General features: G+C 57.7%; 10 protein-coding genes. 3 read left to right on the top strand and 7 right to left on the bottom strand.

From position 1 onward, the window contains the following. Positions 1 to 63: 63 nt before the first annotated feature. The 7 genes from EOI86_RS23700 to EOI86_RS23670 form a co-directional block, all read right to left on the bottom strand. A complete protein-coding gene (locus EOI86_RS23700; RefSeq protein ID WP_127768152.1) occupies positions 64 to 828 on the bottom strand; it encodes a competence/damage-inducible protein A in 765 nt (254 codons plus the stop codon). Positions 829 to 860: 32 nt separating this feature from the next. Continuing rightward, positions 861 to 1499 carry a maleylacetoacetate isomerase gene (maiA, locus tag EOI86_RS23695; RefSeq protein ID WP_127768151.1) on the bottom strand — a complete coding sequence of 213 codons (639 nt, stop codon included), beginning with the start codon at positions 1497 to 1499 and terminating at the stop codon, positions 861 to 863. 66 nt (positions 1500 to 1565) lie between these two features. Then, a complete protein-coding gene (locus EOI86_RS23690) occupies positions 1566 to 3476 on the bottom strand; it encodes a S9 family peptidase (RefSeq protein WP_127768150.1) in 1911 nt (636 codons plus the stop codon). A 145-nt stretch (positions 3477 to 3621) separates the two neighbouring features. Further along, complete coding sequence (locus tag EOI86_RS23685; RefSeq protein ID WP_161974007.1) at positions 3622 to 4893, bottom strand: DUF2336 domain-containing protein; 1272 nt, start codon at positions 4891 to 4893, stop codon at positions 3622 to 3624. 110 nt (positions 4894 to 5003) lie between these two features. Beyond that, a complete protein-coding gene (locus EOI86_RS23680) occupies positions 5004 to 5477 on the bottom strand; it encodes a glycosyltransferase (protein WP_127768148.1) in 474 nt (157 codons plus the stop codon). After that, positions 5474 to 5923 (bottom strand): glycosyltransferase family protein, encoded by a 450-nt coding sequence (locus EOI86_RS23675; RefSeq protein WP_127768147.1) that lies wholly within the window; start codon positions 5921 to 5923, stop codon positions 5474 to 5476. Before EOI86_RS23675 ends, EOI86_RS23680 begins: the two co-directional genes overlap by 4 nt. A 37-nt stretch (positions 5924 to 5960) precedes the next feature. After that, positions 5961 to 8552, bottom strand: a complete 2592-nt coding sequence (locus tag EOI86_RS23670) for an AMP-binding protein (RefSeq protein WP_127768146.1) — start codon at positions 8550 to 8552, stop codon at positions 5961 to 5963. Positions 8553 to 8611: 59 nt separating this feature from the next. Here EOI86_RS23670 and EOI86_RS23665 point away from each other — a divergent pair, with 59 nt between their 5' ends. The 3 genes from EOI86_RS23665 (at position 8612) to EOI86_RS23655 (ending at position 12308) form a co-directional block, all read left to right on the top strand. Beyond that, entirely contained in the window at positions 8612 to 9592 is a 981-nt protein-coding gene (locus EOI86_RS23665; RefSeq protein WP_127768145.1) for an acyltransferase family protein, read from the top strand. A gap of 190 nt (positions 9593 to 9782) precedes the next feature. Beyond that, a complete protein-coding gene (locus EOI86_RS23660; protein WP_150132811.1) occupies positions 9783 to 11279 on the top strand; it encodes an oligosaccharide flippase family protein in 1497 nt (498 codons plus the stop codon). Positions 11280 to 11333: 54 nt separating this feature from the next. Then, positions 11334 to 12308, top strand: a complete 975-nt coding sequence (locus EOI86_RS23655; RefSeq protein ID WP_127768144.1) for a glycosyltransferase family 2 protein — start codon at positions 11334 to 11336, stop codon at positions 12306 to 12308. Positions 12309 to 12315 lie beyond the last annotated feature (7 nt).

Raw genomic sequence — 12315 nt, 5'->3', positions numbered from 1 at the left:
GCAAGCAAAAAAACGGATCTTCTTATACAAGCTTTTGTAAAACATTTAGGCCGCTTAAACGCTTTAGGTGGCGGCGCCGTCCTCCGGCTCCGCACCAAGCGAGCGAACCAACTGCCGGACCGCGTCACACGCGGTTTCCAATTCTTCGGCATCGGTTCCACGAAGGACCAGCGATGTCCGAAACCCTTCGTTCGTGTAGGCGGGATAGGAGCCGATATCGATGCCGGGATACAGGTTTTGAATATCCCGCAAACCGCCCGCGATTACCCCTTCCCCCAGTTCGGCAATCACCGTCCGCGACAGCATTTTCGGCCCGCCCACAAGCGTCGGCAGAATATTATCGAGCATCGCCTGCATGATACGCGGCACGCCGGCCATCACATAAACGTTATCTACCTGGAACCCCGGCGCGGTCGAAACAGGATTGTCGACCAGCGCCGCGCCTTCAGGCGTATTGGCCATGCGCTGGCGCATTTCGTTATAGTCCATGCCCGTGCGCTGATAGTGCTCGACCAGTCGGCGATCGGCTTCCGGGTGGCGGATCAAAGCGCGCCCGAAAGCTTTCGCAATGCATTCCGCCGTGATGTCGTCATGCGTCGGTCCGATCCCGCCGGTCGTGAACAGGTAGGTGTATTTCGCCCGCAACCGGTTCACCGCGTGGACGACTTCCTCTTCGATATCCGGCACAACGCGCACTTCCCTGAGGCGGATGCCCGCCTCGGTCAGTTTTCCGGCAATATGCGCTATATTCTTGTCATGCGTCCGCCCACTGAGAATTTCGTTCCCGATAATCAAAAGGGCCGCCGTCACCGATTTGCCGTCGCTCACTTGATGTTTCCTCCTGAACCAACGCGCTCAATCTAGACCGCGTCGGGCTGCTTTCCAGGCGCGGCGTCGGCAACCGCCGGCAATTGCGCGAGGGCCTCGTCGATTCGAACGATCGTCGGATAGGGCGTCATATCGGTATTGAAACGCCGGGCGTTGAAGACCTGTGGCACCAGGCAGATATCGGCCATGGTCACCGTGTCGCCATGACAATAGGTCCCGGTATCCGCACTCGCCGCCAATTGTGCTTCCAGCGCCGTAAAGCCGAGAGTCACCCAATGGACATACCACTGGTTCTTGGCCTCCTCACTCTGGCCAAGTTCACCGGTCAGATAATTAAGGATACGGAGGTTGTTCAGCGGGTGGATGTCACAGGCGATGGTTTGGGAAATTGCCCGGACGCGCGCTTTCCCAAGCGGATCCTTCGGCATAAAGGCCGGTTCCGGGTGAATCTCGTCCAGATATTCGATGATCGCCAAAGACTGGGTCAGCGTGGCGTCGCCATCGATCAGCGTTGGGACCAATTGCTGCGGGTTGATTTTCGTATACCAGTCGCTGCGAACTTCCCCGGTCCGTAGGTTCACGAAGGTCCGCTCTGGCTCAAGACCTTTCAGATTGAGGGCGATCCGGCAGCGATAAGCCGCGGACGAGCGGAAATAGTCATAGAACTGCACGTCAATTCCTCCCAAAAAACATCAACTTCTAAGCCGCTTGGACGGTATCGCACTCGCCCGCGACCGTCACAGGTTTTCGATCCGGACCGGCTTGATTTCATCCGCCGGGTCGAAGCCGAAAACCTGGGCATAGAACGAGAGTTCCGCTTCCAAGGCCCGGCAAACATTTTCCGCGCGCCGGAAACCATGCCCTTCCCCGTCGAACAGCAAATAGGCGACAGGAAGTCCCTTTTCCTTCAATGCGGCGACCATAGATTCGGCCTGATTGGGGGGAACAACCTTGTCGTCCGCCCCTTGCAGGAAAATCACCGGGCAGCTCAGCAATTCCGTATGATGGATGGGAGAACGCCGGCGGTAGAGATCGGCCTGTTCGGGCCATTCCCCAACCAAGCGATCCAGGTAACGGCTTTCGAATTTATGTGTGTCCCGGGTCAGCGCTTCCAGGTCACCGATGCCATAGGCGCTGCAACCGGCCTTGAAGACATCATGGAAGGTCAGTGCGCTGAGAACGGTGAAGCCACCGGCGCTGCCGCCCGTGATCGCCATCCTATCCCCGTCGACCATTCCCTGGTCGGCCAGGAAACGCGCCGCGTTGACGCAATCCTCGACATCGACGACACCCCAGTTTCCATCCAAGCGCTGGCGGTAATCCCGCCCATAACCGGTACTACCGCCGTAATTGACGTCGACGACGGCAAAGCCGCGGCTGGTCCAATACTGGATTTTCAAGGCAAGCGCGTTGCTGGACTGGCCGGTCGGCCCGCCATGCCCCTTCACGATCAATGGGGGACGTTCCCCCTCGGGCGCCTGGAAGCCGGCATTCGCGGGCGGATAGAAATAGGCATAAGCATGCCGTCCCTCTTGGGTCGGAAAGCATATGGTTTCAGCCTTGGAAATGGAGGCGGGATCGAGATCCGTATCCGACGATCGCCGCAGCACGGTCCAGGCATTAGCCGATGGCCGCCATTCGACGAGTTGGTCCGGTGCATCCGCCAATCCGCCGACGAACCAAACCGCCCCCCCATGGGCAATCATCCAGGCAAACGAGACATAGTCGCTCTCAACCGGTTCCAGCGAACCCGAGCCGAGGTCCAGAATGCCGAGTTTCCATTCGCCGTCGACCGCATAGGTAAGAACGGCCCGCCCCTCATCCAGAAAGGCATAGGTGCACATGCCGAATTGCCACAAAGGCAGGCCGCACTCCGCGTCCATCGCATAATGGCGTTCGGGCTCGCCCGCCCGGTAGAGGTTCCAAAACCCGCTTCGGTCGGAGACGTAATAAAGCTCACCGCCCGGCGACCAGCCGGGCTGGAAAACGCTCTCCCGCATCCCGCCCGCAATTGTAACCGGGTCGGTCAATTTTCCCGCGGCATCGAAGGCGGCAAGCCTGAGTTCGCTTCCATCCCACGGCATGTTCGGGTGCCGCCATTCGATCCAGGCAAGGTCCGCCCCATCGGGTGACAATCGCGGAAAGGCATAAAAATCAGCGCCTTCCGCCAGGACCGTGACAGTTCCATCGAACCCAACGGCGACAATACTGTTAGACGACTCGCCGTTCCCGGAAAAATCCTCCCGGACCGCGATCAGCCGTTCCCGGCCCTCATCCAGGATAAGGTCCGCAAAACTGGCATCGCCCTTACGGGTCAAGGGTGACGCGGCCCCCGCCCCATCTGCGCGGTAGATCCTGTTATCGGCGCCGTTGACGAACCACGCACCACCATTGCCGGTTACGAAACACAGGCCGCCATATTCATGAACCCGGCTGCGGACGTTCATCGGCGTCGGCGTCATATCGACCCGCTCGCCTTTGGCGTTCTGGCGAACCAGAACGGTGCGCCCCGCTTCCCAGGATCGCAACTCCGTCCAATAGATGTCGTCGCCGTCGACGCCAACTTGCCCCAAGGACACGGCGCCCTGCGTGATCAGATCTGTGGTGATATCGGAACGCCAGGTTCCAAAGGGTGAGATTTCCGGCACGGCCCAACCTAAAGAAATAAAAGGAAGGCAAGACCTTAACGGGACTCACGGCGTGGCGCAAAAGGACTGGACGACGACGGGAGGGATAAATAGCCGCAGGTTGCTTGACGGCGGCAGGTTCCGAACATCCGGGACAGCAAGGATGTCAGCGCATCACCATCAGCAATTTGCGCATCTCCAGATCTTCCAACGGATACTTGCCGGACGCGTTCGGCGACAAGATCTCCGCTTTCGGCAAACGCAGCAGCTCAGACTGCAGAATTTGGGCGAATTTCGGGCCAAGTTCGGCTTTCCAGGCCAGGGTCACCGCCGCCTTGTTCGATTCCGCCCCCTGCAAAGCGCGCCGGACGATCGTGTCATGAACGCCTGTCATTAGGGACAAGGCTGTCAACACGAAGGTCTCTTCCCCTTGGGCTGCGGCAACGGCCATGGTCTGCGCGGTCAATTTGCCGTCACGATGGAAGATATGGGCGCGGACGACCTCAGGGTCGTTCTTATCCCAAGCCATCTTCAAATCCTGCATACGCTCGCGCACCGATTGCCGCAGGTTATCCTTCGTTTCCGCATCGATTTCGTCATGCTCCGAAAGCAACTTTTCCACCAACCGCTCGCTGGCATAGGAAGCGATGCGAATGACCAATTCATTGGCGAACCCGCCGCGCTCGACCAGGGGTTGGTGCCAACCGGGATGATTTTCGCCCGCTTCGACGATCGCCTCCATCGCCTCCTGCCCGATCTCCGCCGTCCTGTTGGCGAGCAAGGCCGGCACCGCAAGGTCATCTTCCGTCGCGACGATGGCCTGGGACACGGATGATGTCAGGTTCTCGCGCCGGGCGACCGCGGCAAGCGCCTCACCATTCACACCGGTCGAAATCAATTCGATCAGGTCCACCTCACTCAACAGTGGTGAGAATTCCAAAACCGGAACAGACACCATGGCCTCGGTATCCCGTGCCAGGGTCATGACGATGTCCTTCGGCACGTTGTTCAGTGATTTGACCTGCTGGGCGATCAGCGCCCGCACCGTCGGCAACCGGTCTTGGGCCAGAACACCCGCCACCTGGAACGCCATATCGACGACCTTCTGATTCTGCTCGCCTGACATGGCGGGTAAAATCCGGCCCATTTTCTCGCCGATCCCACCGCGGATATCGTCTTCCACATCCTTGGCGAGAATCAGGTCGGCATGGATTGGTGCGCTGTCGTTGCCGGAAACCGCGCGGCGAACGTCGGCATTTTTGTCATTTGCAAGGAAGAACAGGATTTCCGCCGGTACATCGTCTTCCTGCGCCAGGGCCATCCGTTCCGTCGCCGAGCCCTTTTCGGCGATACTCTTCGCCCTGTCATAGGCCGCATCGCGCTCAACGGCCATCTTGCCGCCAGTGTTATAGAAATCGTTCAGGGAAGGACCGGTCATCGTGTTCCGTGTGCGTTTGCTGTTGCAACCATCAAACACCATCGACGCCATCAGCGACAATAGGAACCTGACAAGAAGAAGGCCCGGCGATTCAGCGTGCCGACAATAACTTAAGCGGTTTCTATAAACGCTTTCAAACGGCCGATAAGGGCGGAATGTGTTGGACTTTCATCATTTGTCATCGGTTTGAGATCATCCCTGACAAGCAATCCGGCAAGCTCATCCGCCTGCCACGCGATGTAAACGCCGGGTAATTTTTCGACCGCCTTGGCCGTCGCCAGTTGATGATCGTTGCGATGTTCGCCCAAGGCATGCCGCCGCGGCATCAGCACCAGCGGCGTTCCAAACCGTTTGGCGGACAGGATGGTCCCTACCCCGGCATGGCCGACCACCAAACGGGCTTCGGTAAACAGGCGCTCGAATTCATCGGGGGCGACGTTCGGCTGCGCCTTCAGGTTCGGATAATTACCTGTATCGGGTCCGACTTGGGCGACAACGTCCTCACCCAATCCCGGGGCCAAGGTATCGAACGCTTCCATCAAGCGGGGAAAAGCCAGCTGCGTACCCACGGTTACGAAAATCACAGTACGGCCCCCGCATACTCAGCGCCCGCATCCTTCGCCACATGGTCCCATTGGCTGAGCCAAAGATGGGCAAAACGTCGTGCCAGCCTTCCGGACATCGACATTTCTTCAGCATTCGCGATGGAGTCGACCCAAATCGTTCGGGCACCGAAAAGACGGCCGACCGCAAGGGCCATCACCCCGGGCAAGGCACCCGTTGAAATGATTACATCCGGACGAAACTTTAGTATCTGCCAGGTAATCGCCAGCAGCGACAGGAAGGATTTCACCCGTTCATTCCGATTGCAGTCACGCACGATCGCCGCGGGATGCGCATCGAACTGCTCCGGCAGCCCAGGCAAAGTGGTGATGAAGCGCACGTCATTCCCCTCGAAGGCTCGACGCATCAACATCAGTTGTTGCCAATGTCCACCGCCCGACGCGACCGCTAAAATCTTCTTAGTCACACACCTGTCCCCCGGCTCACATTCCTTCGGAAATCCGTCAATTCGCCGCCCCCCGGCGCGAAAACAGCAGTTGCTTGGAAACACTTAGGAACCGCTGCGCGATAATCCGGCATCCGATCGATACAGGCAAAGTAAAAGCAATCGTAAACAGGAACAAATCGAGTTCCTTCAACCTGAAATTCTTCTCCACGAGGTAAAGCATTACCGGGTGCAACAGGTAGAAATACATGGTGTTTGCACCCAGAAAGAATACCAACCGTGACAGCATTTGTGGCAGCTCGACCGTGGGTAGCCAAATCATAAGCAACCCGCCGAGGATGATAAACGGCAGGACTGTCGTTCCATAGAACCAGATCAATAGCGCATTCGCGATCAAGACGACTGAAATGATCTGTTTCTCAAGCAGGGTCTTGGAGAACTGAATAGTCCAACCGAGCAGTACCAGTTGCATCGCGAACAATGGATGACGGATCTGGATGCCACCGGTCGCCGTAGAAGACGGATCGATGAGAATGGCAAGCGCGGAAAACGCGCCTACGCCAACAAGCCCGGAAAGGAACGGCCGCCCGGCGATGGTTTGCCGAAGCCCCGGCACCAGGAAAAAGGCGCAGACGATAAGGATCGCCTGGGCATAGAAACACACAAACCAATAGGGCGAGATTCCATCCGGCTTCACCGCCGGATCAAAATTCCCCAGAAGCAGAAACCAGCTCAGATTCACCGGATTGAAGAGAAAGCTGACACCGATAATCAGAAAGAAGTACCAAATCACGATGTCTGTCAGCTGCGTGCCGATCACTTGGCCGACCTTGCCTGCCTTCAACTGCTCGAATTGGAAGCGCCCTAGCGATGCGCCGACGAGCATGATCAGAAGGTAACCGCCGCCAGAGACCGGCAAACTGGTGCTATGCAGCAAGATTACGGCGGTGATCGCGACGAGTCTGAGCATCAAGCTCGTCGGCGTCCATTGAAGCCGCGTTTGCAACGCCCTGCTTCCGCGATCCGGCCCCGACTTACACAGGGCAATCAATTCGCCCATAGGCATTTCTTCCCAGTTCGGCGGGGGAGAACCGAGAAGCTCTGTCAGGACCATTTGCACCTCGACATAGCCGAGGCTGTCGCTGCCATGCTCTAGAAAGCTGCGGTCGGCGTCGATTTTGGCAACGCGCATTGCTCGTTTGAGGCTTGCGGCGACACCGCCGGTATCCTCGACCCTTGCCCCTTGGCCGTGGCCTTGGGCGGCCTCTAGCGCATTCGCATGGGCCGTCAGAGTGCTGTAGTCCACCTTGCCGGACGACAGCAGCGGCGGTGCATCGATTTGGGTCACGAAGACGACGCTTTCGGTCAGGTGATAGCGCTCAACCAGCATCTCCTTGGCCCGGTCCGCCCGGTCCATCTCCGTCAAAAAGACGACCAGGCGCTCGTCCTTGCCCGCGCACCAGGCGGTGAACCCTTCCCGGCGCAGAAAGTCTTCGGCTTCATCCAGGCTGACCCTGAGGCCGAAGATCTTGATGAACCGCTTCAGCCTTCCGACGATACGGAAATATCCATTTTCCAACATTTCAGCCATGTCGCCGGTATGGAGTTCGGACGGACCTGACGGCGCGGCCAGATCCCCCCTTTCCTCGGCATAGCCGAGCATCACATTGGGACCTTCGTAGATCAGTTCGCCTGTCTTGTTGGGGACATCAATGGGCGATCCGTCGTCCGCCAGAAGGTGGAATTTACCGCCAGGGACGGCCCGCCCGATACTGAACGCCCATTCATCCAAATCCTCGGGCGGCAGATAGGCCATGCGCGGCGATGCTTCGGTTTGGCCGTACATGATAAAAAGACGCCAGCCGTCCCGCTTACCCAGTTCTGCAAATCGGCGTACGAAGGGTTCGGCAAGCTTTCCGCCGGCCTGAGTGATGTATCTGAGGGAGGGAAGTCTTCGGTTTTCAAACCCGCTTCTTTCCAGAAGCTCGAACTGGAACGGAACCAATGCCAGCGAGGTAACGCCGTGGCGGTCCGCGCAAGCCCAGAACGCGTCCTCGATTACCGATGAATCCGTCGTGACGAGGGCCGCCCCGATCGAAAGATGCGTGTGCACGACCGACATCCCGTAGGAGTAATGGAAGGAAAGCGTCGTGATGGCACGTTCGGTCTCGTCCAGCTCCAGATATTGCGCAATTGATTCCGCGTTCGACTGGATGTTGTCCCGCGACAGGCGCACCAGTTTCGGCGCGCCCGTGGTTCCGGATGTGGAGAGCAGAACGGCCAGTTCGGGATGCATATCGACCGGCGGCGCGTCCGTGCGGGTCACCGTCACCGCATCGCCATTGCTTCGGATCACGATGTTCGGCTGGTAGGTATCCGCTATCCGCGAGTCTTCCGCGATAGCACCGGGCGCCAGCAATATGACGGGATAGCGCGCCTGAAGTACAGCTATATACGCAGCAATGACGGGAAAACTGTTGGCGGTTTCCAGCAAGACAAGCGGCCGGTATTCCAGACCGGCGAAATGCTCTTCGGCAAATACCTTCGCCGCTTTATCTAAATCTGCATAGGAATGCCCCTGCCCGTCGCTGGAGACTACGGCCAGGTTGTCAGAATAATTTTCTAGATTGTCCCAGAAATAATCTGGCATTCTGTCCCCCGACAAGCGATGAGTACTTCTCCAACGACCCGATTGTAAGCCGACCGAATATGATTCCCTCAATACCGCCCGGTATTTTCAGGCTCCTTCTAGCAGGTCTAGTCGTTATCAGTCATCTTTCAAACCTGGAAATTGGCCGGCCGGCCGTGTTCGCCTTCTTTGCGTTAAGCGGCTACTGGGTCACTAGAATGTATGTGGAGAAATACTCCAAATACAGTGATGTGACAGTCTTTTACACGTCGCGCGCACTGCGGATATTTTTGCCTTTCTTTGCGGCATACGTGACATTTTTTTGTATATTCGCTTGGACATACGGAGACCCCGACTACAGCAAACTTCTCGGTTTGCCTATTTTTGGTATAGCGACGACGCAGAACGACGTCCTAGGCGTTTCATGGTCTCTGGACCTTGAGCTTCAGTTCTACCTGCTGGTGCCGTTGATCGCCGGTCTTGCGGCCAGTCTGCGGTCCCCGGCAAGGGCCAGTGCCGCGATCATTTTGCTTAGTATTTTCTTACTGCCGGTCGGATGGTACCTGCAGATGAACGTCGGTATTTGGACCGTCTTCATGTACCTTCCGTCATTCGCGATCGGGATAGCGATATATTTGACGGATTGGAAACCGAGGAAAACGACGGCCTATGCCTCAGCCGCCGGCTTCATTCTTATTGGGGTCGTCGTGTGGATCTGGGACGACGCGAGGCCCCTGCTGCTGAAGAACACGGTTTCCCCCTTCAACGAGGATTGGTTCGGCATGATCTGGACAGCCGCGCTAATTCCATTCTACGCGTTCAACGTGGCCCAGAAGAGCGGCAAACTGGACCGGCATTTCGGCAATATGTCCTACGCGCTCTATATCACCCACTGGCCGGTCATCGCCCTATACGGACATTTTTTCGGCCCGATCCAGACACCGGACAAAGTCATCGTGCTGGCGGTCGTCGCCTTATCGACATGCATTTTCTATGCGATTGTCGAAGTGCCGAGCGAAAAAGTTCGTGCGTCCATTGTCTCCAAGCTTGCATCACGATAGACGGAACGAGTTTTCGGTCTCAACGCGCCCATTTGACCGTAATCTGGGCGATGCCATTCCATTCGCGCGGCATTCAGGGACCATCCGCATCGGATCTCACACGCACAGGCCAAGCCCAATGCAAACGCCGGTGGCAATATCTGCGGCAGAGTGAGATTGTGGACGCCCGGTAACGCTAAGGGGGCACAGAGTGTCTGACTCGTCTTTTCGCGGGCTGGTGCGGTCGATGGCAATCATCGCCAGCGCACAGGCGTTGCGCATCATCATCACCGTGGCCCGTGCCAAGATCGTGGCCCTGCTGCTCGGCCCTGCCGGCATCGGTTTGTTGAGCTTGCTCACCAACCTGCGCGAAATCGCGGGCATGGCGGCCGGGTTGGGGATGAGCGGCAGCGGCGTGCGCGAACTGGCCGGCGCCAAGGATAGTCCCGAAGGTCAATCCCGCGTCCGGCGGGTTTTGCTGGGCGCCCTGTTCACCCAAGGTGCGATTGCCATGCTGGTAATCTGGTTCCTGCGCGAACAACTGGCCGTGTGGATCCTCGACGATGCAAAACATGCGACCGATGTCGGCTTGGTCGGGGTCGGTGTGCTGCTTTTCCTGTTAGCCACATCGCAAACGACCTTGTTTCAGGGGTTACGACGCATCGGCGACCTTGGGAAGGTGACCGTCTGGAGCACCCTGATCGGGACCGCCGGGGGCCTTTTGGCGGTCATCATGGCCGATCAGGCCGGCCTGGTTTGGTTGATCCTTCTGCCGCCCGTCTTCAGCATTCTCTTCGGTTTCGTATATATTCGACGGCTGCCGAAACCAGTGCCGGTACAGATGAGCCTTCGGGATATCTGGCGGGTATGGCTCCCCATGACCCGTTTGGGGGTCGTCTTCATGGTCGGCAGCTTTGCCATGTTCGGCACCTTGCTGTTGGTGCGCAGTAAGATCACGCAAGACATGTCGCTTGAAGACGCGGGCTATTTCGCCGCGGCCTGGAGCGTCGGCACCGTCTATATCGGCTTTCTGCTTCAGGCGATGGGGGCGGACTATTTCCCCCGCCTCACCGAGATCGTTCGCGAGCGCGAGAAGGCCGTCCAGTTGATGAACGACCAATTGCAGCTTGCCTTGGCCCTTGGAGGGCCGCTCATCCTGTCACTGATCGGCTGCGCCCCATGGCTCATCAGCCTGCTCTACTCCTCCGAATTCGGAGAAGCCGTGACCATCCTTCAGTGGCAAATGTTCGGCAATGTGCTGAAACTGGCGACCTGGAGTTTGGGATTCGTGTTTATCGCTGCCGGACAACCGCGCGTCAGCCTGACGACAACGCTGATCTTCAATGCCATCTTCCTTCTTCTCGTTTGGTACGGCTTGTCGGAATTCGGTTTGAAAGTGACCGGCATCGCCTTCGTCATCGCCCAAACGGTGGATTTTTTCGTTGTCACATTGCTGGCCAGGAAACTTCACCGTTTCAAATGGCAAAAACTAACCTTGGTCCTGTTCTGCTTGCATGCCGCGCTTGCCGGCGGTCTGCTGGTTTTTGCGCCGGAATTTCCCCTGATCGGTGGCATCCTGTCCCTGGTCCTGGGGTTTGCGACCGGTTTTGTCGGCGTCCACATCGTGCTGGAGAAAATCGGCTCCCATGGACGCCTTGTTACAAAAGTTGCAACAATCTACCGTAAACTGGGATGGCCGGTGGACTGATGCGTCTTCCCAATAGTTTACGTTCAACGACTAACTCCAAGAGAACACCGAAACATGCAGCCTGAGAGCGGAGTCACTGTCGCGGTTATCATTCCGACCTATAACCGCGCCCATTGCGTGGGGGATGCGATCGACAGCGTCTTGAACCAGGACCCGCCCGCAGACGAAGTCATCATCGTCGATGACGGGTCCACCGATGATACGGCGACGGTGCTTGCGGCCTATGGCGACCGAATCAAGGTCCTCCGCCAAAAGAATGCGGGTGTGGCGGCGGCGCGGAACGCCGGGATCAAGCTGGCCGATAGCAGCTGGGCCGCATTCCTGGATTCTGATGATTTGTGGCTGCCGGGCCGAATGGCTTCCCTGCACCGGGACCTTGCCGTTGCCGGGCAAAATACGGTCGCCCATACCGGTGACATGCGGTTGACCGGCGACGGGTATTCGAAGCGTCTGTTCGAACTTCGCAACCTGTCCTTCGACGAGGCTTCAGGCACCCAAATACCGGATGCAGTCGGCCTGATCCTGCCGGGCATATTCCCAAGCGTCACTGCGGTCAGGATAGAAGAGACCTTGGCCCTTGGCGGCTTCTCCGAAGACATGCCGGTTCATGAAGACACATCGCTCTTTTCGAAACTGGCGATCAAGGGCGCATGGGTTTTCACCGGGGATGTCCTTGCCCAAGTCCGTCGGCTTGCCGGTGATCAGGACGCCCTGATCAATCTATACGACGAAAACCGGCTGAAGGCCCTTTCCTATATTGAGCAGAGCCTGATGGAATTGCTCGCGATGGACCTGACGCCGTCGCAACGGGATGTGATCGGGAAAAGCTTCAGCGGCGTTCTGTTCGAGAAATCCTACCTGGAGAGACTGTCCGGCAGCAAAAACTGGATCAAAAGCCTGTTTGCATCCTTGAAATACCACCCCAACCGGCTGACTTCCTCCATCAAAGTATTAGCCGCCTTGGTGCTGGGAACCTACGGATATCGCTTGGTTTTCAAACAGCGGGACAAATTCAAACGGTCCGGATAGACCTGCT

The organism is Hwanghaeella grinnelliae (genome assembly GCF_004005845.1).
Taxonomy (GTDB): Bacteria; Pseudomonadota; Alphaproteobacteria; order UBA8366; family Aestuariispiraceae; genus Hwanghaeella; species Hwanghaeella grinnelliae.
Note: the sequence above shows the minus strand (reverse complement) of the source record. Positions and strands in the feature narration are given on the sequence as shown.

Excerpts from the sequence above, each read along its gene's own strand:
- EOI86_RS23685 (WP_161974007.1), bottom strand. The coding sequence starts at position 4,893 with ATGACCGGTCCTTCCCTGAACGATTTCTATAACACTGGCGGCAAGATG.
- EOI86_RS23670 (WP_127768146.1), bottom strand. The coding sequence starts at position 8,552 with ATGCCAGATTATTTCTGGGACAATCTAGAAAATTATTCTGACAACCTG.
- EOI86_RS23665 (WP_127768145.1), top strand. The coding sequence starts at position 8,612 with ATGATTCCCTCAATACCGCCCGGTATTTTCAGGCTCCTTCTAGCAGGT.
- EOI86_RS23655 (WP_127768144.1), top strand. The coding sequence starts at position 11,334 with ATGCAGCCTGAGAGCGGAGTCACTGTCGCGGTTATCATTCCGACCTAT.